Source organism: Arsenicibacter rosenii (genome assembly GCF_001870735.1).
Lineage (GTDB): Bacteria > Bacteroidota > Bacteroidia > Cytophagales > Spirosomataceae > Arsenicibacter > Arsenicibacter rosenii.
Map to the genome: position 1 here is coordinate 1 of NZ_MORL01000028.1, position 25,990 is coordinate 25,990.

The following is a 25,990-nucleotide window of genomic DNA, read 5'->3' on the forward strand; positions in this document are numbered from 1 at the left end:
ATTGGCATCGTAGTAGGTGGTTAGGAGTTTAACTACAGAACTTTTTTAGTGCGAAGCTTTTCTACTTCCTTCAGTTCAGTGATTTCAGCTTCCTTCCGGATCACTTCTGCATTCACAGTCCGGATCAGCTTCCGCTTTGTCTGACTTAACGAGGGCAGATCGCCCAGGTATTTATTTACATAGCTCATGGTGTAACGCCCTCTGGTAAAGGATTGTAGTAACTGTACAGTTCTTCGATTTTAGCTTTAAGCCAATCATATTGCGCCGGCGTAGGCTGTCCTTTTCTGGTAGTCATCCGATTAACCCAGTTCGTCGGGGCAAAGTAGCCCAACTCGCTGTTGGCGGCCTGAATCAAGATAGACTTTCCCGATTTCGGCAGCTTCTCGTATTTGTCTATCAGCTCCTGATCTAAGAATCTCATAGTTTTTTTGCCGTTTATGTAACATTTCGTTACTGTGTAAGCAAAATGTTATTATGTTTACACTGAAATGTTAGGACAATATTAGCGATTATTAATCACAAATTCCTAATAAATCGCTAACTATTTTCTAATATTCAGGAATACTCAATAATAAGTTATTGACTACCAGCACATTAAAAGCTATGAATATTTTTCACTTATGGCTTTGTTAATACTGGCTTTAGTCTCTGTTTTACCGACTATTCGAGTCTTTAAACGCAAAGAATAAGCAGCATCTAATACAGATACAGTTTAAGTGCTCAACATCTAATACAACTGATTGAACTATGGAAGCAACAATTAATGGCCGATTAGTGGAGCTAATAAAGGCATTGAAGATGTCAAACTTGGCGTTCGCTAAATCGATAGACAAATCGTCGTCAACGATAAACTATATCTCTGATGGAAAGGGGAAGCCTAGTTATGACGTATTAGAATCCATATTTACAGTCTACCCAAACGTAAGTAGAGACTGGTTGTTAATGGGAGAAGGTGATATGTTTCGAAAATCAGCCCCTAGCTCTAATACATCAGGAGATAGTTACCTACAGGATTATTTATCACGCCTTGAGACTCAGTTTAAAGGTTTGCTTGCTGAAAAGCAATCAATCATTGAAGACCTGAAGAGCGTAATACAGTATCAAAAGGAGCTACTGGGAAAGCCTGAAGGTGTCCCCAACAGCCAGGTTGTATCACAAGGAATCAGAAACACTCCCTTTCAGGTCATTCAGGGCGCTGAGTTGGGGTGGGTTTTCAAAAAATTCGGCTCATAAGCCGGTTTTTTTGTTTCTTTGGGGTACAATTTGGGGTACACCAATCTGCCACGTGCAGGTAATTGGCTATATATAAGCGGCTTATATAACGTATTAGAGTGCAGGACGTAATCCCTACGAGTGCACTAGAATTTAATAAAACCCTCAAAACGGCATGTTTTGAGGGTTTTTGCTTTTGAAGTGTACTCTAAAGTGTACTTAAACCATATAATTTTGAGTAAGTCGCCACATCAAGCGACTTTTATATGAACGTTAGGGCAAAATAATTAAATTTCGATCTGCTCATTATAACTATACTGTAAACCAAAATGAAAATTACACGCTTTGAAGCAGAAAGAGTTCATGGATATTTAAACTTTGATATTAAGTTTTTTCCTGGTGTAACTTTTTTGATTGGAATTAATGGCTCCGGTAAGACTACTGTTTTAAAACTAATATTGGGGCTTGTATCTCCATCTTACGTTTTTCTCAGTAAAATAGAATATTCATTTTGCAGAGTCTCATTGTACGATGACCAAAATAAAGAAATTATTATAATAGAAGCTTCTCGAAATGGAGGCAAACTTCTATTATCTATCAAGAAAGGAAAAAATCTATACATAAAAAATGACATAGAAATCGATTCTTTTTACAATAAAATTCAAACACTTGAAGAAAGAACAAATGAATTTGAATCATTAGAAGTTACAAGTATTATTCAAAGCCTGAGTACACCTAAGTTTTTAGGATTAGATAGAAGAATAAGAGAGGGCAGTGTTATTGACACAGATAATTCTATAAAAGACAAAGAGCTAATAAAACGTTTATACCTTGATAAATTTCATTCTAACCACAGAGGAAAAAGTTTACATGATTTATTACAAACTCGCTCTTTAGATATTAGCTTAAATGAAGTAGAAACATTAATTATTTCTTATATAGATAAGATAAAAAGTAAACAAATAAAGACAAGTGAAAACTTCAGACAAGTAATATTGCAAGATGCATTCAAATATCTTGAATATGGACCTCAAAACAGGTCAATTTTATCACCAGAATCACGCCCAGTTTTCCTAAAAAAACAAGAAATTTTAAACAATGCTATTAATGATTTAGGGCTATCTTATTTAGAAGGTAGTGTAAATATATTCTTTGAGCATATCTATAAGCTTCTAGAAAAAACACATGAGGTTGTAAATATAAATCGCAATGATAACCCAAAAAATGAAACTAATAAAAACACGCCATTCCCTGCGGAACAGCTTGATATATTAATAGAATTTTTATACAACAGCAGTAAACTTCAGCAAATTGATACTATAATAAAATTTAGCCAACAGTACCAAGAAGAGATAAATAAATTAAGAGAGCCATTACAAAGGCTTGAGTCTATTGTAACAAATTTTTTATCAGAAGGTAAGAAGAAATTAATTATAGATAAAGACGGGGAATTGACTGTTGAGCTTCCTAATGGAACGAGAACCGACTTAGGAGATTTGTCTTCAGGCGAAAAACAAATTATTATTATGGTAGCCCATCTTATCTTTGAAGAAGATCAAAAGCCATCAGGAGTTTTCATAATTGATGAACCAGAATTATCGCTTCATCTGGCTTGGCAAGAGTTATTTGTTGATTCTATAATGGAGGCTAGTCCTAAAACTCAATTTATACTTGCTACACATTCTCCTGCAATTATCGCTAAAACGAGTATGCAAAAATTTTGTCAAGATTTAAGTTATTCAAATTTTAATAAATAGTATTATAAATACATAGCACTTTATGGATCCTTTAAGCTATAGTAGTGAAGTAAGAAGAGTTTATTCTAGCTTTTTTGTATATAGAAATGATATTGATATTTATACAGAAGACAATCAAGATTCTAAAGAGTTTTATAAAGTTTTACTAAATAAACTATTAAAGGATAGTCACGTAAAGATAAACGACTTAACACAACTAGGTCCAAAGTCAGAGGTGATTCGTCATTGTGAAGATGATAATGATACCACCAGAAAAAAACTATATATTGTTGATGGAGATATTGACCTTATAAACGATACCAACAGAGTAATGCCTGATTTATATGTACTAGATGCATATTGTATTGAAAATTTTTTAATTGAAGAAGACTCTATTTGCTTTTACCTGTACACACAAACAGGAACGTTAACAATGGAGTCAATAAGTCAATCAGTTAATTATGAGAACTGGATTAACGAGTATATTCATGCTTTAATAAATCTATTCTTTCACTTTGCAATAACAAATAAAATTCTTAGTAGATTTACTTTATTTAATGCCGACAAATATTTTATAAGAGGAAAATTCAAAATAGATTTAGTTAACGCCGAAATTGAATCATGTAAAAGAGAAATCCTTCAGGCTATATCAACTAGTGAATACGAGAGTGAACTTAATAATTTAAAAAGGAGATGGCCCGTTAATAAAGAAACCTTTTTAAGGATTATTTCAGGAAAAAGCTATCTAATCCCAATAGTTTTATTTAAAATGTGTGAAATAATAAAAAAGGGATATAAACCTTCACTAGAATCAGCCAAAATGAATTTACTGCTTAACTGTAGCCTTACAAGCTTAAAAAACTTAAAACTTGCTATTGAATCCAGAGTACCAAAAAATGAGAGTTAGGTTTAAGAAATTATAAAATTTTTACTACTGTATCTGGCAAACCAAGAAATAGTATTTAAATTTATAGTATATACATGAAGACTAAAACTTATTTTTTAAACTAAGTTTTAGTCTTCATAAATTAAAGAAAAAATCCTATTATTTAATTGCTTGCTCGTTTCTTACTTTTTTTGTTTGTTATTGTAACTATTTACCGGATAAGTAAATAACCTTTTTTTCAACAAAAACTTGTCCACATAAACAGAGATATGCTGGGGTTCCCTTGGCTTACGTTGCTCTTTCATGGCTATTCTTGGTTTTGCCGGTCTGAATATGGCAGGCCAATTACACCCGCGTACTCCTTACTTTGCTGCCGATTATAATCATACAACCGCTTTTCATCAGCCGTTAGCGCTTCCTTGCGCTTTTTCTTACCCATGAGCTTTTTCATCAGGCTCATGCCTTCTAACTCTCTTTCTGTTGACATTTCCTTTAGCTGTCTGAAATGTTGGTATGATATCGGGCCGGTTATTTCCACCACTCTACGCGAGCATGAAGCCAAACTAAACGAGCATGTTCGTGGAAGGTTAAACCTGATTGTGCTTCCTTAGCCTTTAGCTGTTTGTATTCAGCTAACCGGCCCATGTAATTACTTTCAGCGTTGGCTGTTGATTGTTTACTTTCCTCCTTGGGCTTTGCTTGTGTTGATGACCGCTTACCCGTTTTCTGCTCAATGTGTTTAACCAGGTCGATAAAGTAGTTATGGCCCGTAATGTCGATAATGCCCGTTCCCGGATTACCATTTACTTCCGTCGCATACGTTTTACCCTTCTTTTCCCGGATCAGATCCACGCCGGCAAATTCCAGTTTTACCGCTTTGGCAGCATCAATACACATTTGCGTTTCGTCGTCGGTCAATTCGATTCGGCGGCCGCTACCACCTTTTGAGAGGTTCGCCCGGAAATCACCGTTATTGGCGGTACGTTCCATGGCCACTACCACTTTATCCCCTACCACAATGGCTCGTATATCGGTTGCCTGTCCGTTTGAACTGGCAAGCGCTTTAATAAACCGCTGAAGCTTAACAGGGATACCAGCCTTTGAGAAACTCTCCAAAGTTGTATTCGTAGAAAGCGGTGTCTCCAGGATCGACACGCCGGACCCTTGAGAGCCAATCAGCTGTTTGGCAACAACCGGCAAACCGCCTGATTTATCGACGAGAAAAGGCACGTGATTGGGCCGTATGGCAAAAACGTTATAACGACTTTGCCTTGTTTGAAGCAGGTGTTTATGTGCCGGAACTTTCGGGAGACATCCTGGACTTACTCGTTAAGAACCCCGAAAATTACGCGATAAAGGCATTTGGGGTCGATGGGGTCCGGCTCAATCTGTTCAACAGCTACCGGCAGTTGCTCAATCAGAGTACGCAGCTGCAGTTTAGTAACGAGCTTTTTGTTGATACCGTTAAGCCCTTCCTGAAATTTTACCGGGAGTTGCCCGAATATGCGCGGAATACACGCCGGTTGAGCCGCGAAGCGCTTGCCGTGCGCGAGGCAATTGCGAATGCCCGCGAACCGGAAAAAACGTTTTTCGATGATTTCCCGTTGGCCCTTGGGTATTCGTTTGATAGCTTACAGGTCTCCGACGATGTTTTTGAAACCTATATCAGCACGTTGCAACAGGCAATTACCGAAATCCGGACCTGTTACGACGCGCTGATCAGCCGTTTTGAAACCTTTATCCTGCATGAGTTTATCGGCGAAGAGATCGGTTTTGCCGAGTATAAACCCCGTTTGCAGGCCCGTTTTCAGAAATTGAGCCGTCACCTGCTGCAACCAAGCCAAAAAACCTTTGTGCAACGCCTTGACTCACAGCTTGACGACCGCAAGGCATGGCTTAACTCTATGGCGCAGGCGGTCGTCGGTCGCTCACTCGATGTGTTACGCGACGCCGATGAGCACGTCTTATATGACAAGTTCACGCGCATTATCCGCGACCTCGACAACCTGACCCACCTTGCCAAAGCCGATGTAGACACAGCAAAGGAGGAGGTGTTTAGTCTGGAAATCAGTTCGTTTGTCGATGGAATCAGCAAAGACCTTGTCCGGATTCCGCTACCGGTGAAGCAGGACCAGTTAGAGGTAAGTGAACGAAGTCTTTTACGGTATAAGGTTGCAGGTTTACCGACAAATAGAAAGATTTACGCAAAAAATGACCAAAGTCAGACACGTACTCGGTATTTCGGGTGGCAAAGACAGCGCGGCTTTGGCCATCTACATGAAGCAGCGGTATCCTGAACTCGATATCGAATACTACACCTGCGACACCGGTAAGGAACTGGACGAAACCTACCAACTCATTAAAAATCTGGAGGTCTATCTGGGCAAACCGATTACACGGTTAGTGGCTGCCGAAAAAAGCACCCAAAATCCGTTTGATCACTACCTACAGCTTTACGGGGGCTACCTGCCGTCTTCAAATTCCAGATGGTGTACGAAAAAGCTGAAACTCGATCCGTTTGAAAAACTTGTCGGCACCACACCGGTTATCTCTTACGTGGGCATCCGGGGCGACGAAGACCGCGAAGGGTATATCTCCAAAAAGAGCAACATTCAGTCGATTTTCCCCTTCCGGAAAAATATCTGGAGCGAAGACGTCATCAGCAAGGTATTGGCAAACAACAACCTGAAAACGGTGGCCGGTCTGCTGGAACAACTACCCGACACAAACAGCAGCACCCGCTTTGCCGACTTGCTGAGCAAACCACTGTCGTTCAGTTTCACGCAGCCGCAAAAACTGAACCTGCTGCTCGATACCGACACGAAGCTATTCAATCAGTTAGTTTTTCAATTCCTGAAACAAACGGCTTATCCGTTGGCGACCGAAGCCGGTTTTCCGTTGCTGGAAAACGACGAGGTATTGGTCCGCGACGACATTTTCCGGCTGCTCGAAGAATGTGGCGTGGGTGTTCCGGCGTATTACAACAAGGTCGATTTTTCCGTAAACGGGCAAACGGGGCACTATTCGCGGAGCCGTTCGGGTTGTTATTTCTGCTTTTATCAGCAGAAAATCGAATGGATTTGGCTCTACGAACAGCACCCCGACCGTTTTGCGGCCGCGATGGAGTACGAAAAAGAAGGCTACACCTGGAACGACGACGAACGGCTCGAAGACATGATCCGGCCCGAACGGATGGAAGCCATCAAGGCCGAGTACATAAAGCGGACGGCCCGCAACAAACAAAAAACCAAATCACCCTACCTGCTCGGCATCCTCGACGAAACCGAAGGCGAAGGATGTGCAGCTTGTTTTATTTGAGTTATGGAACTGCCTTATAGCGATATTATTGCTGTTCAGAGTCTGTCAAGAGTCTTCAAAGAAACCACTAACTCGTATAAGTTTTACTGGTTTCTGGCTATCCTTGACCAACTCCGGAAAACGGGAGAAACACGAATAGCCATGTCAGATTTATCCCTTCAAATGATGGCCTCTGTATGGTATCCGCTTGACTACTACAAGCTATCTTTTGGCTCACAGGACCAATTCAGGGAAATTGCTAAATTCATATCATCCCACCTGGATGTAAACACCAGAAAGAACGCTCCTGACCTTATCGAGCAACTACGAATAGGGTTATCAGAAGCAGAGCTTACAGTTGTGTACCAACGTGTAAAATCACTACTTCGCTGGGTTCCTTTCCGGTTTATCCGTCCCTTTTTTGACCAGGAAACCAAAGGCCTGCCCGATGGTCATGTCAACAATGAAACTGTCAGATTAGCTAACCAAAGCGTTAAAGCTCCTTATTGGTTTGATGGTGATTATATTGTCATTCATGACGTTTGGGCGCAGTACTTCCAACAATACCAGTACATTTTACGGGGCTTCATTCACTGGCATCTTGTGCGTTTTTTACAGAAAAATAACCCGAATGTCAGCGCATTATCCGAAAAGCTTGAAAGACCTGTTGACCGGGATTTTAAAACAGCAAGACCGTTCTGGACAGCATATTTAGCTCAAAACCCTGGCCTGCCTTGCATCTACTCCAACCAGCCTGTTACAAAAGCGAACCTTAGCATCGACCACTATCTGCCGTTTTCATTCGTGGCCCATGATCAGCTTTGGAACTTAGTGCCAACAACTAAAGCGGTGAATTCGGCCAAAAATGACCGGTTACCCGATACCGACTCATACTTTCAGAAATTCGCCCGGCTTCAATTTGATGCCTTTCAGTTTTTCGCCAATGCAGGTGATGAAAAGAAGCTGGAAGATTATTCTATTGCTTTTCGGGAGAGCACCGAGGGCATAAAACAGCACTCGTTTGAGTGGTTTCAGGAACGGCTAGGCCACGTTATCATGCCTCAACTGCAAACAGCGCAGAATATGGGGTTTTCGTATCCATTTATCTATCAGAAATCGTAATGACCGACAAACAAGCACAAACTATCAGCAGACTCTTAAGCCTTGTTCTTCGTCATAAACCTGAAGAAATTGGCATTAAGCTGGACGAAAACGGTTGGACAGACGTGCCTATGCTACTATCAAAATTAGCAGACAAAGGCCATCCTATTACTCTTGACCAACTCCGGCATATAGTAGAAACCAACAACAAAAAACGGTTTGCATTCAACGCCGATGAAAGCTGTATTCGCGCTAATCAGGGTCATTCTATTGAGGTTGATTTGGGTTTGATTGCCAAACAACCACCTCAAGTGCTGTATCACGGTACTGCTATACGCTTTTTGGATGCTATTCTACAGGAAGGACTGAAAAAGATGAACAGACAGCATGTGCATTTAAGTGCCGATGAACAAACGGCCCGCATGGTCGGCAGTCGTCACGGTAAGCCTGTAATTTTATTGGTTAAAGCCGGGGCAATGGCCGACAACGGCCATATCTTTTACCAGTCAACCAATGGCGTTTGGCTGACCGAGCATGTACCTGTTTCTTATTTGTCTTATGAGTAACCCGCAAAACCCTTACAGCCACCTTACGGCCAAACAACGTGATACGCCTTCGTTGCCTATCCGAATGCTGCTGGAACGAAAACTAATTCAGGGACGAGTGCTGGACTACGGCTGCGGATTCGGGCAGGATGTGCGCTTTTTACGAAGCAAAGGGATTGAAGCAACCGGATACGACCCGCATTATTTTCCCGAACTCCCAACCGAAAAGTTTGACACCATCGTTTGCTTTTACGTCCTGAATGTGTTGTTTCCCGACGAGCAAACCGATGTGCTCATGAACGTTTCGAGTCTTCTGAAACCCGACGGCCGTGCTTATTTTGCGGTTCGGCGCGATATTACCCGCGACGGTTTTCGAACGCATCAGTTACACGGCAAACCTGTTTATCAGTGTAATGTAAAACTACCGTTTAAGTCGGTTTTCCTGAATGAGAACACGGAATTTTATGAATATCAGCACATTAACCGGCTAGTTGGAGAGTTAACCCGTTGCCCGTTCTGCTCACCCAAACCAACGCTTGAACTGCTGACCGAAACGGCGCTGACGTACGCTGTTCTGGACGGCTATCCGGTCAGTAAGGGCCATTCACTTGTGACGCCTAAGCGGCACGTTGCCAGCTTCTTTGATTTACCGCTTTCGGAACAAAACGAATGCTGGCAGGTAGTCAATAAGGTTCAGGAGATCATAAAAGCGCGTTTTGCGCCCGATGGTTTTAACGTTGGCCTAAACATAGGACAAGCCGCCGGACAAAAATTCGCTCATGCGAGCATACACCTGATTCCGCGTTACAAAGGCGACGTACCCAATCCGGGCGGAGGAGTCAGGAATGTAGTGAAGCGGTAAAGCACTCGTAGAAATTACCGAAAACTTTTCCCTGCGCGTATTTTTCTTCTTCCGTCCCTGCCGACGTATCGAAGGCGCGTTTGCGGGAAATCCGCTCCATGAGGTCGCGGAAGCGGTTGGGGTAGCGCGGTTCTTTTTTTCCGAACCGGTCGGCTAAAGCGGGCATAGGTGTAGAAAAAGTTATTGCCTAAAACGATTACTGTCCGTCAGCCATTTTCTGCCGAACCCGTTTTACAAAATCCACTGTTACGCCGGCAACATCGGCTATTTGTTCAACAGATAACTTCATTTTTGTTAACAAATTCCGAACAATGCGCTCTTCTGTTCGTTCTTCACCAATAAGGTAAAAAGCGTCTTGTTCAGGGTCGATAAAGGGAAGAATACTATCCATCGCTGCTTTCAGTTTAATGCCTAATTTACGCAGTTGTGCCAACACGCGCAACTGATTGATATGCTTTTTTAACGCAAAATCACTGCTACTCGTTTCTTCAACCCTTCTGACAATCTGTAGCAGTGCCTGTTCGGAAGGGTCACCGTCAAAATTTGCCAGAATACTCAGCAAGACCTCTTCAGGGCGGTCCGACCGCAGAAAAAGCCTGTAGTCAAGTGCGGCAAAGGCAATGAGCGGGAAATCAAACCGGAGGTTCGGCCGGTCAAGCCGCGTGGGCATCTGTGGAGTTGCCGAAGTATTTTATCGTATTGACTGACTTGTTTGGGCATGAGAGTCCGAGGATAAATGATACTACCTTCAAATATATCATTTATTCGATTTCCCTCCCTACCGCTCCAAAATCCCGCGGTCGACGCTTTCGTTGATCAATTGTTCGGCGTATTGCCAGATGGTGGCCGAGCCTTGCTGAATCACCTGCTTTTTGGTGTAGACCTTCTCATACGTCACCCCGAACTCGGCCCAGGTCCCGCCGTTGTTGGAGGTGTTCTGTAGCAGCGGCTCAAGCCGGTCCATCGCCCGGGCAAACTTTGCCTCGTTGGTCTGCTGCGCTTCAAATTCCTCCCAGACCGCCATCAGCTCAGCAGCCTGCGCCTCGGGCAAAAGGCCGAAAATCCGGTTGGCCGCCGCCCGCTCTTCGGCCGTGTTGTCGTGGCTTTTCTGCGTGTCGTAAATAAAGGTGTCACCTGCGTCAATCTCGACAATATCATGGATCAGCAGCATCTTAACGACTTTAAGCAAATCAACCGGCACGTTTGCATGACCGGCCAGGACAATCGCCATCAGGGCTAAATGCCAGCTGTGTTCAGCGTCGTTTTCGTTCCGGTCACTGTTAAACAACTTTGTTTTGCGGACAATATACTTGAGTTTGTCTACTTCCTTAATAAACTCGATTTGTCTGAAAAGATCCGTTGATTCCATCGGCTTGTGTTGGTTTATGCCACAAAATTCAGTCACCACCGGCGAACCGCAATTGCCAAATGACAAGAAATGCGGTCAGGGGATATTTTTCCGGATCCGGCTCAGCGACGAGGGGGTGATGCCCAGATAAGACGCCAGCATGTTGAGCGGTACGCGGTTGGCCAGGCCGGGATAATGGGACAGAAAGTTCAGGTACCGCTGCTGCGCGTCCTGCACCAGCATATTACCGGTAAATTTCAGTTTGTTCTCCAGTACGTACGAGGTGATTTTTACGAAAATGTCATCCCAGCCGGGAATCTGCACCGACAGCTGCATGAAGTCTGCCTTCGAAAACACCAGCACCCGGCAGTCGGTAATGGCTTCGATGTACTCGGCCGAGGGTGTTTCGTCGCGGAAACTGTTCATGTCGACCACAAACCGGTTTTCATACACGAAGTAGCGGGTAAAACTATCGCCGGTTTTATCGTAGTAACAGACCCGGAACACACCCTCCGTGACATATCCGATCTGCGCAGACACCTTACCGGCTTCGGCAAAATAAGCGCCTTTGGCGATGGTCTTCCAGCGCGCCTTCTCCTGAATCAGCGCACGCTGCCGGGTATCCAGCTCGCCGTACTGAAGCAAATACGTGAGAAGCTCTTCCATAAGGCAAATTTAGCAGGTAAGCACCAATGGCAGGCAAACCGGCAAGGCTTACGGCCGTTCGCCGCCCCTCTTTTTGCCGCCAACCCTTATATTTCGGCGAAAATCTGCTTTACCGGTAAGGGACGCCGTGACAAAGCCGCCCCTCCCTCCTGCCCAATGAAAAAACCAGTTATCCTGCTGCTGATCTGGATGGGTCTGCTCACCCGAAGTTATAGCCAGATGGTAATTTATGTGGCCCCTGATGGCAACGACGCCGCTGCCGGAACGGCCGCCCGCCCGCTCCAGACGCTGGAAGCCGCCCTCCGGAAGGTGGCAACCGCTAAAAGCCCCGAGGTTACCATCCGCCTGCGGGCGGGCCGGTATGCCCTCGGGCAACCCGTCATCATTACGCCCGACCTGTTGAATGGCCACCGGCTTGAAATTGCCGCAGCCCCGAACGAACCGGTGGTACTGAGTGGTGCAGCGCCGCTTCGGCCCGACTGGAAACCATGGAAAGGCCCGATCCTGCAAGCCAGCCTGGCGAAAGGACTAACCATTGATCAGCTCTATGCCAACGGTCTGCCGCTGCCGATGGCCCGCTACCCGAATGCCACACCCGACGCCCGCGTGTTCAACGGGACGGCCGCCGACGCCATCAGCCCCCGGCGGGTGCGGACATGGGCGAATCCGGCGGGAGGCTACGTGCATGCCCTGCATCAGGGCGAATGGGGTGACTTTCACTACCGGATTACCGGCAAATCCGGCGATAGCCTGCATCTGGAAGGCGGCTGGCAAAACAACCGCCCTGCGCCTATGCACCGGGAACACCGGTTTGTGGAGAACATTTTTGAAGAACTTGACGCTCCCGGCGAGTGGTTCTACAACGCGGATACCGGTACGCTTTACTGCTACCCGCCAACGGGCATGGACCTAAACACCGCGCGGTTCGAACGCTCCGTCAGTGACGGGCTTATCCGTATCACCGGCACGCAAAAAGCCCCGGCCGAACATGTTACGCTCACCGGCCTGACCTTTACCGGCACCAACCGCACCTTTATGCTCACCCGCGAACCGCTTCTCCGCAGCGACTGGACCATCTACCGGGGTGGCGCCGTTTTGACCGAAGGAGCACGGCACTGTGTCATCCGAAACTGCACGTTTCAGTATCTGGGCGGTCATGCGGTATTTGTGAGCCGGTTCAACCGGGCGATTACTATCGAACACAACCACATACACCACATTGGCGGCAATGCCGTTGCGTTTGTAGGTAGCCCCGATGCCGTGCGGTCGCCCGCGTTCCGGTACGAAGACAAAGTGCCGGTTGCAGACATGGATAAGACACCCGGCCCGAAGACCGATAATTATCCGGCACAATGTACGGCACACGACAACCTGATTCATCACATCGGTACGATTGAAAAGCAGGTGGCCGGTGTCGAAATCAGCATGGCAATGGCCATTACGGTAAGTCACAATACGATCTATCAGGTGCCGCGTGCGGGCATCAACATCGGTGACGGCTGCTGGGGGGGCCACGACATTGCGTTCAACGATGTGTTTGATACAGTTCTCGAAACCGGTGACCACGGGGCTTTTAACTCATGGGGGCGGGACCGGTTCTGGCTTCCGGGCATCAGTGATGTGAACGCGCTCGTGGAGCAGTACCCTACCCTGCCCCTGGCCGATGTCATCAAACCGATTACGCTCCGTAACAACCGGTTTCACTGTGAGCACGGCTGGGACATCGACCTCGACGATGGCAGCAGTAATTACCACATCAGTAACAACCTGTGCCTGAACGGCGGGCTGAAACTCCGCGAGGGCTTCAACCGGACGGTAACGAATAATATCCTGGTCAACAATACCTTTCATCCGCATGTCTGGTATGCGAAAAGTGAGGACATTTTCGAGCACAACATTGTCACGACCGGCTATGCACCTATCCGTGTGCCGGTCTGGGGCAAGCGGGTCGACCATAATTTTTTCATAGCACCCGGAGCGCTTGAACAGGCACAGGCCCGCCATACCGACCCTAACAGCATGCAGGGCAATCCGCAGTTTATGGATGATGCAGCAGGCGATTTCAGGGTGAAACCGGGTTCAAAAGCGTTGGCGGCGGGTTTCAGGAATTTCCCGATGGATGCGTTCGGCGTGGTCAGTCCGGCCCTCCGGAAGCTGGCGGCCCGTCCGGCCATTACCGGTATCCAGCTGCTGGCGGCCGGTAAAGCCGGTGCCACGACGGTGTGGCTCGGAGCCACCATCAAAAATCTGGAAACCCTGGGCGAGCAGTCGGCGTCGGGCGCTCCGGACCAACAGGGTGTGCTGCTGGTCAGTGTCAGCCCCAACAGCCTTGCCGCCCGGAGCGGGCTGGAGCCAGGCGACGTCATCCGGCAGATCAACGGTCAGGCGGTTGCCGGCGTCGCGGAGATGCTGAGCCTGCTGCAAACGGTGATGTGGCAGGGGCATGTAAAAGCCACGATGCTGCACAATCAGCAGATGAAGGAAGTGGAGATCCGGCTCAAATAACAGGTGAACACATAGCGGGTCTGTGACAGTAGACGGATCTTATTTTATGACAATCCAGTCGATTTTAGCATGGGGCCGTTTGATTTTTGTCGAAGGTAGGTCAGTATCTTCGTCATAAGTTCCGATTTGACTTTCGGGCGTTGTTGCAAACACAAAACTTAATTCGTTCCGAGGATCTTCACAACTTTCCCATTCCATCATTTGATTGTAATAGAGCTTTATACCCGGATAACTCCGCATCAAGGTACTGATTGTAGAATGCGGCCCGAGGCCATTTTTCATTTTCAATTGCGAATCGAGCACAACGATTGCTAAAATCGTATCTGTATCTGCCCATGGAATCAGGGCAAATACGTCCTGTTCACCGTTGAAATAGAGGTACGCCTCACCACCGCCATCGTATCCATACAGCCACGCTTCAACGGTTTTTTTTTGAAGCTGTTTACAATAGGCATCCGCCTCATTTATTCGCATTCCGATTTTAATTGGCCCTAACCGCTTACGTTCTATTGTGAACGCAAGCGGAACAACACCTGGCTTATTAGTTGGTCTAAGACTGCGAAAACGCTTAGTCTCAAGAACACTCCCGCGCTTCGTTTCACAGCAAACGGTCAGGAATAAAATTATTACGAAGACAACATAAGCACCTGTAGTTTTCAAAATCACTGATGTTAAGTTTAACGTACAGCACTTTACACATTTTCCTTTAATTATGCACTAACAAATGTATAACCAACATGCTTACCGCATCAGAATCTATTAAAATCAGCAAATTCCTGAGCCTTGTTCTCAGGCACAAGCCTCAGGCCATCGGCATTACCCTCGATGAAAACGGGGTTTGGCTAACGGATCATATCCCGCCCGCTTATTTATCCATTAACGGTAATTTTCAGGCCGGATGGTAGTAATTGGTCCGTGTCCGGTACTTTTCATAATAACGGTTAAGTCGGAGGCAGGTGGCAAGTGCTGCCGCAGCCGGCTTCCTGAACAAACTTGACGTATGAATTACCTGACCCGCTGCGGGCTGCTGCTGGCACTGTTTATCCTTCCCGGCGCACTGTCGGCCCTCAATATTTATGTCGCGCCGAACGGCAACGACAACAACACCGGCACCCAACAACGGCCGCTGTATTCGCTGACCGCTGCCCGCGACAAAATACGGGCGCTCAAAAAGCAGGGAAAACTGAATGAACCGGTCTTCGTTCTTATTCAGGGCGGCGAGTATTACATGCCGGAACCGCTGGAACTGACCGATGAAGACAGCGGCACCCCTGAAGCCCCGATTACCTACAAAGCTGCAACCAACACAACGCCTGTCTTTTATGGCGGCCGGCGCATTACCGGTTTCCGGGCTGTGAATAAGTCGCTGTGGGTTGCTCAGTTGCCCCAAACCGGTAAACCATGGCGCTTTGAACAGTTGTTTGTTAACGGCAGATGGGCAAGCCGGGCCAAAAGTCCGGACGAGGGCTTTTACAAGGTCAACGGCAACCAGGAAACGATTATCGACAAGGGCACGGCACCGGCCGCCATCCGCGCAACCCAGAAAACCCGCCTTAATCTGGCTAATGTCAGTGACCCGCTGCCCGCCGTGAGCGACAGCAGCGCGATTATTGTTATGCACCACAAATGGGATTTTACCCGCCGTCACCTGCTGAACGCGACGCTGAGCCGCGATACGACCGCCTTTGTCGAGACCATTGGCCGTGGGTATTACCCGTGGAATAAACTGGACGCCCAGACACTCGCCTACTTCGAAAACTACAGAACGGCGCTCGACAGCCCCGGCGAGTGGTTTCTGGAGAAAAACGGGTTGCTGTACTACATGCCGAAAGCCGGTGAAACCATCGCCAACACCCGGATTATCGCCCCGACGCTGGAACAGCTGGTGGTGGTGAAAGGCTCGGGCATGGGCAGCAAACAGGTTCACGACCTGTCGTTCCGGAACCTGACCTTTGCCGTTTCCGGCTATACGATGCCCGATGGCGGAAACGAGCCCCAGCAGGCAGCAGCGACCATTCCGGCGGCGGTGATGATTGATTTTGCCGACCGGATCCTGTTTACCAACTGCGAGATACGGAGTACGGCGCTGTATGCCATGTGGCTCAAACGCGGAGCAACCAACTGCCGGATTGAGCAGTGTTATCTGCATGACCTCGGCGGTGGCGGCATCAAAATAGGCGAAAAAGAAGTACAGAAAGACACCACAGAACTAACCCGCCATATCACCGTCGACAACTCGATCATTACCCGTGGTGGCTTGCTTTTTCCGACGGCGGTTGGTGTGCTGATTTTTCACTCGCCCGACAATGTGATTACCCACAACGAGATTTCGGACCTGAAATACACGGGCATTTCGGTGGGCTGGATCTGGGGCTATGCCAACAGCACGGCCAAACGGAACACCATCAGTTTCAATCACATTCATCACCTCGGCTGGGGCGAACTGAGCGACATGGGCGGTATTTATACCCTGGGAGCGTCTGAAGGCACGGTAGTGAGCCATAACCTCGTACACGACATCTGGGCGTATACCTACGGCGGCTGGGGCCTTTATACCGACGAAGGTTCAACCGGGGTAGTGATGGAAAAGAACCTGGTCTATGCCTGCAAAAGCAATGGTTTTCACCAGCATTACGGTAAGGAGAACATCATCCGTAACAACATTTTTGCCCTGAACCATAACAGTCAATTGGCGGTAACCCGCACAGAACCGCACCTGTCGTTCCGGTTTACTAACAACATTGTCTACTTCAACTCGGCTACGCTGACTAACCCCAACTGGGTCAAAATCAACCTGGAGGCTGACCGGAACTGCTACTGGAATCCTGATACGAAAAGCGTTGCCGTTGGTAATCTGTCGTTGGCCGATTGGCAGAAAAAGGGACAGGATCAGCATTCGGTCATTGAAGACCCGCTGTTTGTCAATCCGCTGGCGTACGACTTCCGGTTCCGGTCGCAGGCAACGGCAAAGAAGATCGGGTTTACGCCGTTTGATTACACGAAGGCGGGTGTCTACGGCAGCGCGGCATGGAAAAAGAAGGCGGTCCTACCGCCGGTACGTATCCGCCGGTATGAAGAGGCGACGAAGCATACGTTGTGAGATTACGTTATCCGGCCCGGATCTTCAGGAACAGGGCCGGGTAACGATAGATTAGCTTCCAGGAAGTTTAGAATTTCCTGGAAGCTAACCTATCGCCGCGTATACAGCGTCTGCACCGTTTTAGAGGCCTCCATAAACTGGTTATAGGTAACGCCAAGCGGCTTCAGTGCCCGATCACCCGAGCAGGTATAAATCTCGCTCGCCGGGCTTGACGAAAATGCGCTGCCGGCAATAAAGTACTCCCCGCCTTTGTACTCAACGACCGAAACGGTATAGTTACCAACCTTTACGGTACTAAACGTATCGACCTTTGCTTTGAGCCAGGCCAGCTCGTTCAGCGGGTCACCAACGCCGCAGTAAGCTTTTTTGGCTTTGTAGAACGTGATGCCCGGCTCAGGTTCCTTGTCTTTACACGCAATGCCGGTACACAGTAAACTCAGCAACAGTAAATGGTTGCGCATGATGTCTGGAGAGGTTTAGAGGTTTACCCCATCTCCCGCCCTGCCCTAAAGGCCGCGGAAGCAATCAGGCCGGGCCGACGATTCGGGAGGGCTTGGGGTTGTCTAAAAGAGACCCTTCCAGGCACCCATACGTTGGAAGTAAACGACATTTTTTCTCAAAAAAGCGCGGTTATTCACCTGTGGCATAGATAACTTCATGCGCCTCCCAGAGCGCCGGTATCTCCAGCCGTTCGAGCATCCGGCTGACGGCCGGTTCCGGTACCGGATAACGGCGGTTGGCGTTCTGCTCCATGCGTTTTGCCTGCGGCACCTCCACGTACACAATCCGGACGCGCGCCCGGTAGGTGACAAACAACTCAATGACCTGTTCGCGCAGGTGACGGGTAATGGATGTGGCGTTCCAGACAAACGGTTCTTTCCAGCGCAGGTACTGCCGCGCCTGCTCCTTCGCCATCTGCACCACACGGCCCGTTCCCTTCCGGTCGGTCGGGTCAATGTTGTATTGCCGCCGGAACGCATCGAGGCTCACCATCGGCCAGTCCCGGTAATGCGTCAGAATGTGATAATCCTTTCCGGCACCCGGCAACCCGCACATGAGCACCACCTCATTGACCGCTTCGTCGTATAGCGGAAAGTCAGGAGCCACATCCTCGCGCCGGAAATACTGAAACCGCGTCAGACCCGACGCAAACGGGTAAGGCTTGCCGTAGCAGCCCTGTTCCTGGCAAAAGGCTTCGAACAGGTCAATGCGGTAGAGCATTTCCACCTGATCGGCGCATATCCGCCCCAGCACATCGGCCCGGGCCAGCAGTGCCAGCCAGGCCGTATTGACCTCCAGACTAACCCGCAGCAGGGTCTGTACCGGATTGGGTTTCTCAAACAGCCACAGCGGCAGACCGTGATACCGCACCAGTTTCGCAACTGCCTCCCGCGTGGCAAACGGTGTCGGGATGGCATCGTATAACAGCACCCGCGTAGTATACTCGCCCTTCCGCGCATGGCCCGCCGACGTAATCCGGCCCTGATCATCCAGCATCGTTACCGATCGTTTTTCCACATCATGCAACAGGGCCGCTGCCCACAGAATCGCCTGATCGCCGGCCGGCAACGCCTGATAAACCGGCATCGCCGTTAAGGCATCCAGCACCATCATGGTATGGGTAAATACATCGCCTTCGGCGTGATGTAGCGGGTCCTGCGGTACGCCCACCATGGCCCGAACCCAGTCAAACTCGCGCAACAATTCGCCGGGATCGGTTTGTTTTGTCAGTTGCCAGCTCATACAGTCCTCCTTTCTGTCAGTAATGCAGCGCGCCGCCAATGCCTTGTCCAGTGTGCATCGGTCTGCACATGCTCTCTCCGCACATACTTAAAAACCCGTCGGGAGAAATCGGCAGCAGCAAACGCACCGGCATCCCGCGAGACAATGCCTTCACGCGTACAGCACTGCCCTGTCCGGGCCTCCGCCGAGCCAAAGACGCCGGGCTGTTGCGCCAGTGTCTTTACAGTCGCTTCTACCTCAGCCGCCGTTAACGGTGCTTCCTGACGCGCCAGCACCGGCACGGTTGGCATGTCGAGTAAAGCCGCGTAAAATACGACCTCTTCCCATGACAACCACTGATCCTGATCCCGTATCGCAAAGACAAAGAAATGATCCGTCAGGTCGGGGTATAGAATTGAGTGGACAGCAAACAGGTTTTCGCCGAACACCTCCAGTGTCCCGAGTTCATGGCGGATAGATTGCCAGCGTTCCCGCAGCGCAGCCGTCCACGGCGATACGGTCGGGGCCGCATGCGAGCGCGCAAATACGCCATGACAGGACAGGCAATTATTCTCGCCGTCCAGTTTTTCGGTATGAATGAGTGTCTGAATCCGGCCAAGGTCGGCCGTGACCTGATGATTAATCCGGTCATCGCTTGTTGTGCCGGGCGAAAACGGATAGTGGTAGGTCCGCCCGTATTTTTCAGATAAAGCCATTTTCTTTTTTTTTGATAATACCATAGCCGTAAGGCCTTCGGATGAAGGCTCCGGTGTTAATTCCGATGGCGGCTACGTATTACATGGCTTTTCAAGCGATTAGGCACAGGGAGAAATTGTGCGCTGCAAAGGTAACAAAACAGCTGCTTTTTTACAGCACTTACGGCGCACAGAGTGCCCTATAGTGATTGAGCAGATGCGAATCGTACCTGAACCTACCTTTCCGGCTACGTCCCCCACTCTTTCGCCCTTTCACTCTTTGTATTCGATAAGCTCGAAGCGGTTGCCGAAGGGGTCGCGAAAAAAGACACGGTCGCGGCCTTCGATTTCGGATGAGTACGCCAGATCAATGCCGCGGGTGGTCAGAAACTGTTTGGCATCGGACAGGCTGACGACCTCGAACGCCGGATGCCGGCTCGACAGGGGGCCTTCGGGTTCTTCACGTATATGCAGCTGAACATCACCCATCTGAAACCAGATGGCGTTGTGTGGATGGCCGCCCGGGATGGGGGGAAGTGCCAGAATCTCACCGTAAAACGTACGGGCCAGTGCCGTTGTGCCCGGCGGAATGGTAATCAGGATATGGTCAAATCGCTTGAACTGAATCATAAAAAAAGGGATATGGCACAGGCCATACCCCAAAGGTAACGGAATTATAGAGTGAATGAGTGAATGAGTGAATGAGTGAATAAAACGGCGAAATAACCGGAAAGCGTAGCGTTAGCCGGAGAATCCTCTTCCCTCTTTCAGGCTTTCGCTCATTCACTCTTTCGCTCTTTAAACAATTACCATCCCGGATTCTGAATCAGGCTTGGTGTGCGCTGGATTTCACTTTGCATGATCGGGAACAGGTAGTGGCGCGGAGCGACAAACACACGGCTTTCGACAAAGAAACGCTTCATTTTATACTTCTTCGTACCGATCACAATTTTACCGTTCGGATCTTCGACCGGCTTCATGCCGTTGATCATGCGCTGTGTTTTCGGGTATGGCCACACGTTCTGTGAACGCTCATCGTTGGTGGTCCCACCGGCCTGCCAGGCCGCTTCACGGTTCAGCTCAACGGTTGCGTTTGGCTCCAGATACAGACGGGTTGTCCAGATCCGGTTATTTTCGTAAAACAGCTCTACCCGGCGCTCCCGCTTGATATACTCGTCCATGAGTGCCTTGCTGCTTTGCGCTTCCGGCGGAATCGGTGCCATGAATGACCGGCGGCGGACCTGGTTCAGCAGTTCATAAATCTCCGCATTCGGGCCGGTGATTTCGTTTACGGCTTCGCTGTAGATATAAATAAACTCAGGCAGACGCCATACCGGCGGACCGTTGATGGTAAAACTCTTATCCCGGTTCCATGATTCGCGCAGCAGTTTGCGGAGAAAATAACCGGTTGTTGTCGAGTTGGAGGCGCCAAGGCGGTCAGCCCCTTCGGCCGTATTGATTACTTTTCCTTTGAACGTTGAACCGTGGTACACAATATCACGGTAAAAACGCGGGTCACGCTTCACACTTTCGTACGGGTTTTCGTCGTCATAGCCGTCGGCTTTTGCCCGTGTGCTGTAGATCGGATAGCCATAGCCATTCGCTGCGATATACTCATATTCATCGACTTGCTCCTGCACCGGCATCTGCCGCGAGCTGCCACCCCATGTCGGCATGTAAATATCACCCTGCCAGTTGTTATCCTTATCCCGGGTCACAAAGAACACCGCCTCTTTCAGGTAGGCATCCATGCTGTAATACATGTCCCACAACCGGCCATACACCTTTGAGTTGTTATTGTTTACGCCGGCATCGTCTTTAAAGTCAGTCTGATCATGGCCGACATACAGGCTGTAGCGCGGTGCCCCTTCGACTTTAAAATCAAGTACGGCCTTTGCTGCGTCGCGGGCTGCGGCCCATCGGTTCTGGCTATACGTATACTCCCCCTTGAACTGCCGGCTGTCGTTTGGCATCGTTCCTCCGTTCCACATCGGCGTGGCCGCCATCCAGCGGACAATGGCTTTCAGACCCAGACAAGCCCCTTTGTCAATCCGGCCGAAATCGGCACCACCCCAGGTAGCCGGTACCCGTGCAAAGGCAGAATCACAGTCCTGCGCAATTTTAGAAACAATGGTGTGGAATGACTCTTTCTTGAAATCCATCGTTTCGGTCGGCAGGATCGTACGGTCGACATACACGACCTCGCCATACATCCGCGCCGCCAGATAATGCAGGTAGGCCCGCATGAAATAGACCTCGCCGATGCGTTTGCCCAGGTCGCCTTCCTGCAACGGGTTATCCGGAGTACCGTATTTTTTTACCCCTTCCAGAAACACGTTTGCCTGCCGGATTTTTGAGTAAAGGTCCCACCAGTACTGCCCCGTACTGCTCCGGTCCGGAAAACCGGCCGGGCTCCAGTCGCCGGCATTGAATTTATTGGTCAGGCTGCCTTCGGCCGTCGAGCCCTCGGCTTCGTCCGTTACGGGTGCCGACGAGAAGTGGTTGAAAAATACCAGCGGCCGGTTCGCACTTTTGATCTGTGCATACAGATCGGTTACGAGCTGATTGGCTTTATTATACCGGGTAAAGGTCTGTTGTTCATCGACCTGATCATCCGGACGGCGGTCCAGAAACTTATCGTCGCAGGCACTCAGACTAACGCCTGCAACCACCACAAGCAGGTATGTATATATTCGGTTAAAACGCATGATTTTGAGCGGTTAGAGGATTAGAACGTCACGTCGATACCAAAGTTGAACACCTTCTGTACAGGGTACCAGTCACCTGATCCTTCGCGGATTTCAGGGTCTACGTCAGCATCTTTCAGCTTATCCCACGTCAGCAGGTTCAGGCCCTGCGCATAAATCCGGAAGCTTTGCAGACCGGCAAAACGGATGGCTGATTTCGGCAGGTTGTAGCCGATTTCGACCGTCTTCATCCGGATGTATTTGGCATTGTACAGGAACAGGCTGCTGTTCGGGTTCTTGTTGTTGGTATAATCGCCGAAGTGCAGGGCAGGATACGTGGCCGTTGCCGCCGTTGCCGGTGTCCACCGGTTGAGGTGCATTGGTTTCACCTTACCATACTTATCGTTCGAGAACAGCGGGAAATCCCACACGGCCGCGCCACTCAGCTGCACCGATGTCAGGGCTGCCCCCTGGAACAATACGCTGAAGTCAAAGCCTTTATAGCGGGCACCCACCGGAATACCGAACATCAGTTCCGGGTTGCGCGGGTTGCCGACCACCACACGGTCGCCCAGGTCGTTGATAACACCGTCGCCGTTGATGTCTTTGTATACCACATCGCCCGGCGTCAGGCGGCCCCATGGCTGGTAGCCACCGCCGTTGTTGCGGGCATTGAGTTCAGCTGCTTCAGCCGCATCACGGACAAAGTGATCAAAAACGTAATCGAAGTGATCGCCGATCCGGTTGCCGGTCTGTGCACGACCCGGTGCCGCATACGGAATCTCGTTCATGAACACGATTTTGTTCCGGGCAAAGGTCAGGTTCGGGCGGGCATAGTAGGTAAGGCCGCTGCGGGTGGTTCCCGACCAGCCGATCTCAAAATCAATCCCCCGGTTGTCGACAATACCCGAGTTCAGGTATGGCGCACTCTTCCCTACGATGGTCGGGAAGCCCAGTTTGTCGCCGCCGCTCATGTCGGTGATGATGTCATAGCGGTGCTCGTGGAAGAGATCAACCGCAAACGTCAGCTTCCGGAAGAGTGTTCCATCGAGACCGATATTGATTTTCCGGGCCTTCTCCCAGCTCAGGTTCGGGTTGGCCAGGTTGCCTTCGCGCAGACCACCACCGGCGCCTGAACCGAAGTTGTCGGTACCGAAGCTGTAATCACTGCCACCACCGAAATATTGGAGGTAGATAAACCGCTGGTCGTTCGGAATCCGGTCGCTACCCACCAGACCATATGAACCACGGAGTTTCAGGTTATTCACCCACGGCGCATTGGCCATAAATTTCTCGCGGGAAATCACCCAGCCGGCCGAGGCAGCCGGGAAGAAGCCATAACGTTTGCCTTGCGCAAAGTTTTCCGAACCGTTATAAGCGGCGTTGAACTCAAGCAAATACCTGTCATCGTAGCTATACGTAAAACGGCTCGTAATCCCTTGGTAACCAAACGGCACCTGGTTATCGACCACACGGCGCGAGCGGTTTACGAGCACCATACCTGTTACCCCGTGAATCCCGAAGTTGCGCAGGTAATCGAGTTTAATCTGGGTGTATGAACGGCCGTCGCTCGGGTTGCGGCTCGTGCTGTTGCCGATGGTCTGGTCAACGTCATATTTATTACCGCGCTTGTATAAACCGGTATAATGTCCCGGCGTGCGGTACACATCACTACCCGCATCCGGCATTAACGTAGCGTAGCCCGGATACACCCGATACCCTTCCGAGTAGGTATTTACGACGCGGTTTACCCAAATGCCTTCTGAGGCATCATACCCGAAAAGGCCTTCGATTTTCAGACCGCGCGTGATAAAATCAAGCTGATGGCCCAGCACAAAGGACCCGTTGAGGTACGTGTTTTTCTCGTTCAGGAAGCCGGTACGGCTCAGCTCACCCAGGATGTTGAAACGGTAAATCTGATCTCCGTACAGCATTCCCAGCGGGTTGTTGGCCATCGTCTTTTTATTGCCCGGGTTATCGTTTGCTTCCAGCACGATGGGCAGGTAAGACGGTTGTGTGTTGGCCATCTCAACGATTCGGGCGGCCGTTGTTCCCGGGGCGTTCCGGTCGGTAATCCGGGCACCGATATCCAGACGGGCGTAGAAGTCTTTCGTAATGTCGATGTCGATGTTCGAGCGGAAGTTGTACCGTTTGAATACCGCCTGGGTGTTGTAGGCCGTCAGGTCGGTGTGTTTGTAGTTACCATCCTGCTGGAAGTAGTTGGCCAGTACGAAATACCGCGCCTTTGCCGAACCACCCGAAATATTCAGGCTGTAGTCCTGCTGAACCCCCGGTTTGAAGGCATAGTCGAAATAATCCCAGTTGTAGCCAAGTCCGTCGGAGTTATCGCCTTTGGCATTCCGGAAATCGGCGATGGCCTTATCTGAAAACAGGTTCAGGGTCGACGGGTTAACGCCGGGGTTGTTGTTGATGATTGCTTCGTTATACAACATCGCGTAGTCGGCAGACCCCAGATAGGTCGGGAATTTAACCGGCTGGTTGATCCCTGTCGACGCCTTGAAATTTACCGACGCCTTGTCCTGTACCTTACCGCGCTTTGTTGTAATGAGGATAACGCCGTTGGCACCACGTACCCCGTACGGTGCGGTCGATGAGGCATCTTTCAGGATCGAGAACGTTTCGATTTCTGAAGGTGCCAGATAGTCCATGCTCCGTTCCAGCCCGTCGATAATCACAATCGGTGCCGTGTTCCCGTAGGTGCCCATCCCGCGGATCAGGATGTTACTGCGGTCAACACCAGGCTCTCCACCGCTGAACTGATTGGCCATCAGACCCGGCAACCGGCCGGCGAGGGCGTTGGTCAGGTTGGCCGTCGGGCTTTGTTTCAGGTCTTCTGTGGTGATAGTTGCCAGGGAGCCGGTTACCGTTGCTTTCCGCTGTGTACCGAAACCCACGACTACCACCTCATTCAGTGTCTGATCGTCGGGAGCCAGCACCACGTCAAGTGATTTCTGAGCACCTACTACCACTTCTTTTTTCTTGTAGCCGACAAAGCTGTATACCAGCGTTGTACCGGCCGTCGTCGGTACTTCGAGGCGGTATTTACCGTCAGCATCGGTCGTGGTCCCTTTGATGGTCCCTTTGATGACGACACTCACACCAGGCAGGCCGGCGCCTTTCTCATCCTGTACGCGGCCCGAAATCACGACATCCGCGATGATGGCTTCTTCGGCGATTTCGTCCGCTTCGGCGGTACCGGTCTGGGCCTCATTGCGAAAAAAGATGATCTGACGACCGGTAGCTTCAAACTGAATATGTCTGGGTGTTAACAGACGGGTTAACACATCCTTTAAACGCTCATTGCTGGCCGACAGTGAAATCTGCTCTCCGGCACGGACCACCTTCGAATTAAAGACAAATTTCACATCAGCAGCCTGACTCAGCTGGGCAAGTGCGCGCTTCAGCGTGGCTTGCTGAATAGTAAGGTTTACCCTCCTATCAAGCACTTCCTGAGCCGAAGCATCAGTGGCATTTGCGGCCGCAGTGAATACTACAGCCAGAAAAATCTGATATGCGGTAAGTTTCACTATCCTGATTAGTAAAGAGTTTTTCATTAGATTTAAGCGGTTTTATGGAAAATAAAACAAAAGCGTCCCCTTCATCCGTC

General features: G+C 49.4%; 26 protein-coding genes. 11 read left to right on the forward strand and 15 right to left on the reverse strand.

Features of this window, described 5'->3' with window-relative positions; translation table 11 throughout:
• Positions 1-32: 32 nt before the first annotated feature.
• Both BLX24_RS32855 and BLX24_RS26360 read right to left on the reverse strand, forming a co-directional pair.
• Complete coding sequence (locus tag BLX24_RS32855) at positions 33-188, reverse strand: hypothetical protein (RefSeq protein ID WP_177225930.1); 156 nt, start codon at positions 186-188, stop codon at positions 33-35.
• Positions 185-421: a hypothetical protein gene (locus BLX24_RS26360; RefSeq protein ID WP_071506225.1), complete on the reverse strand. Its 237-nt coding sequence runs from the start codon at positions 419-421 to the stop codon at positions 185-187. The genes BLX24_RS32855 and BLX24_RS26360 overlap by 4 nt, the downstream gene beginning before the upstream one ends.
• Before the next feature lie 326 nt (positions 422-747).
• Between BLX24_RS26360 and BLX24_RS26365 the strand changes: the two genes are divergently transcribed.
• From BLX24_RS26365 to BLX24_RS26375, 3 genes are all read left to right on the forward strand, one after another.
• Positions 748-1,233, forward strand: a complete 486-nt coding sequence (locus BLX24_RS26365; protein ID WP_071506226.1) for a helix-turn-helix domain-containing protein — start codon at positions 748-750, stop codon at positions 1,231-1,233.
• A gap of 308 nt (positions 1,234-1,541) precedes the next feature.
• Positions 1,542-2,969 (forward strand): AAA family ATPase, encoded by a 1,428-nt coding sequence (locus BLX24_RS26370; protein WP_071506227.1) that lies wholly within the window; start codon positions 1,542-1,544, stop codon positions 2,967-2,969.
• A gap of 22 nt (positions 2,970-2,991) precedes the next feature.
• Positions 2,992-3,855 (forward strand): DUF4435 domain-containing protein, encoded by an 864-nt coding sequence (locus BLX24_RS26375; protein ID WP_071506228.1) that lies wholly within the window; start codon positions 2,992-2,994, stop codon positions 3,853-3,855.
• 286 nt (positions 3,856-4,141) lie between these two features.
• On the opposite strand, the gene BLX24_RS26380 is transcribed toward BLX24_RS26375, so the two are convergent.
• Positions 4,142-4,321: a hypothetical protein gene (locus tag BLX24_RS26380; RefSeq protein ID WP_071506229.1), complete on the reverse strand. Its 180-nt coding sequence runs from the start codon at positions 4,319-4,321 to the stop codon at positions 4,142-4,144.
• Between the two features lie 41 nt (positions 4,322-4,362).
• Entirely contained in the window at positions 4,363-5,118 is a 756-nt protein-coding gene (locus tag BLX24_RS26385; RefSeq protein WP_083422198.1) for an ATP-grasp domain-containing protein, read from the reverse strand.
• On the opposite strand from BLX24_RS26385, the gene BLX24_RS26390 reads away from it, so the two are divergent.
• From BLX24_RS26390 to BLX24_RS26410, 5 genes are read left to right on the forward strand one after another with little or no spacing between them, the layout of a single operon-like run.
• On the forward strand, positions 5,106-6,131 hold the full coding sequence (locus BLX24_RS26390) for a hypothetical protein (RefSeq protein ID WP_071506231.1): 1,026 nt from the start codon (positions 5,106-5,108) through the stop codon (positions 6,129-6,131). The two genes, BLX24_RS26385 and BLX24_RS26390, sit on opposite strands and share 13 nt — an antisense overlap.
• Positions 6,046-7,152 carry a phosphoadenosine phosphosulfate reductase family protein gene (locus BLX24_RS26395; protein ID WP_071506232.1) on the forward strand — a complete coding sequence of 369 codons (1,107 nt, stop codon included), beginning with the start codon at positions 6,046-6,048 and terminating at the stop codon, positions 7,150-7,152. The genes BLX24_RS26390 and BLX24_RS26395 overlap by 86 nt, the downstream gene beginning before the upstream one ends.
• Positions 7,153-7,155: 3 nt before the next feature.
• The gene (locus BLX24_RS26400) at positions 7,156-8,253 is read left to right on the forward strand and encodes an HNH endonuclease domain-containing protein (protein ID WP_071506233.1); all 1,098 of its coding nucleotides are present in this window, start codon (positions 7,156-7,158) and stop codon (positions 8,251-8,253) included.
• On the forward strand, positions 8,253-8,798 hold the full coding sequence (locus BLX24_RS26405; RefSeq protein WP_071506234.1) for an RNA 2'-phosphotransferase: 546 nt from the start codon (positions 8,253-8,255) through the stop codon (positions 8,796-8,798). Before BLX24_RS26400 ends, BLX24_RS26405 begins: the two co-directional genes overlap by 1 nt.
• Positions 8,791-9,639, forward strand: coding sequence for an HIT family protein (locus BLX24_RS26410; RefSeq protein WP_071506235.1), 849 nt, complete (start codon positions 8,791-8,793; stop codon positions 9,637-9,639). Before BLX24_RS26405 ends, BLX24_RS26410 begins: the two co-directional genes overlap by 8 nt.
• On the opposite strand, the gene BLX24_RS26415 is transcribed toward BLX24_RS26410, so the two are convergent.
• The 4 genes from BLX24_RS26415 to BLX24_RS26430 all read right to left on the reverse strand — a co-directional run bounded on the left by BLX24_RS26415 (position 9,617) and on the right by BLX24_RS26430 (position 11,653).
• On the reverse strand, positions 9,617-9,805 hold the full coding sequence (locus tag BLX24_RS26415; protein ID WP_071506236.1) for a hypothetical protein: 189 nt from the start codon (positions 9,803-9,805) through the stop codon (positions 9,617-9,619). The genes BLX24_RS26410 and BLX24_RS26415 overlap by 23 nt on opposite strands.
• 30 nt (positions 9,806-9,835) lie before the next feature.
• On the reverse strand, positions 9,836-10,309 hold the full coding sequence (locus BLX24_RS26420) for a hypothetical protein (RefSeq protein WP_071506237.1): 474 nt from the start codon (positions 10,307-10,309) through the stop codon (positions 9,836-9,838).
• Positions 10,310-10,417: 108 nt separating this feature from the next.
• Positions 10,418-11,008, reverse strand: coding sequence for an HD domain-containing protein (locus BLX24_RS26425; protein ID WP_071506238.1), 591 nt, complete (start codon positions 11,006-11,008; stop codon positions 10,418-10,420).
• A gap of 75 nt (positions 11,009-11,083) precedes the next feature.
• On the reverse strand, positions 11,084-11,653 hold the full coding sequence (locus BLX24_RS26430) for a Crp/Fnr family transcriptional regulator (protein ID WP_071506239.1): 570 nt from the start codon (positions 11,651-11,653) through the stop codon (positions 11,084-11,086).
• A 156-nt stretch (positions 11,654-11,809) separates the two neighbouring features.
• On the opposite strand from BLX24_RS26430, the gene BLX24_RS26435 reads away from it, so the two are divergent.
• Complete coding sequence (locus tag BLX24_RS26435; RefSeq protein WP_071506240.1) at positions 11,810-14,158, forward strand: PDZ domain-containing protein; 2,349 nt, start codon at positions 11,810-11,812, stop codon at positions 14,156-14,158.
• A gap of 39 nt (positions 14,159-14,197) precedes the next feature.
• Here the strand turns inward: BLX24_RS26435 and BLX24_RS26440 are convergent, their stop codons facing one another.
• A complete protein-coding gene (locus BLX24_RS26440) occupies positions 14,198-14,818 on the reverse strand; it encodes a hypothetical protein (RefSeq protein ID WP_143092820.1) in 621 nt (206 codons plus the stop codon).
• Between the two features lie 77 nt (positions 14,819-14,895).
• Here BLX24_RS26440 and BLX24_RS33435 point away from each other — a divergent pair, with 77 nt between their 5' ends.
• Both BLX24_RS33435 and BLX24_RS26445 read left to right on the forward strand, forming a co-directional pair.
• On the forward strand, positions 14,896-15,063 hold the full coding sequence (locus tag BLX24_RS33435) for an RNA 2'-phosphotransferase (protein WP_218160721.1): 168 nt from the start codon (positions 14,896-14,898) through the stop codon (positions 15,061-15,063).
• Between the two features lie 95 nt (positions 15,064-15,158).
• Complete coding sequence (locus BLX24_RS26445) at positions 15,159-17,258, forward strand: right-handed parallel beta-helix repeat-containing protein (protein WP_071506242.1); 2,100 nt, start codon at positions 15,159-15,161, stop codon at positions 17,256-17,258.
• Positions 17,259-17,347: 89 nt separating this feature from the next.
• Here BLX24_RS26445 and BLX24_RS26450 read toward each other — a convergent pair whose 3' ends face one another.
• The 6 genes from BLX24_RS26450 to BLX24_RS26475 form a co-directional block, all read right to left on the reverse strand.
• Complete coding sequence (locus tag BLX24_RS26450) at positions 17,348-17,719, reverse strand: hypothetical protein (protein WP_071506243.1); 372 nt, start codon at positions 17,717-17,719, stop codon at positions 17,348-17,350.
• A gap of 169 nt (positions 17,720-17,888) precedes the next feature.
• Complete coding sequence (locus BLX24_RS26455) at positions 17,889-19,001, reverse strand: AAA family ATPase (protein WP_071506244.1); 1,113 nt, start codon at positions 18,999-19,001, stop codon at positions 17,889-17,891.
• Entirely contained in the window at positions 18,998-19,696 is a 699-nt protein-coding gene (locus BLX24_RS26460) for an RNA ligase family protein (protein WP_071506273.1), read from the reverse strand. Before BLX24_RS26460 ends, BLX24_RS26455 begins: the two co-directional genes overlap by 4 nt.
• 252 nt (positions 19,697-19,948) lie before the next feature.
• Entirely contained in the window at positions 19,949-20,305 is a 357-nt protein-coding gene (locus BLX24_RS26465) for a VOC family protein (RefSeq protein ID WP_071506245.1), read from the reverse strand.
• A gap of 176 nt (positions 20,306-20,481) precedes the next feature.
• Entirely contained in the window at positions 20,482-22,383 is a 1,902-nt protein-coding gene (locus BLX24_RS26470) for a RagB/SusD family nutrient uptake outer membrane protein (RefSeq protein ID WP_071506246.1), read from the reverse strand.
• Between the two features lie 20 nt (positions 22,384-22,403).
• Positions 22,404-25,910, reverse strand: a complete 3,507-nt coding sequence (locus tag BLX24_RS26475) for a SusC/RagA family TonB-linked outer membrane protein (RefSeq protein WP_229201899.1) — start codon at positions 25,908-25,910, stop codon at positions 22,404-22,406.
• Positions 25,911-25,990 lie beyond the last annotated feature (80 nt).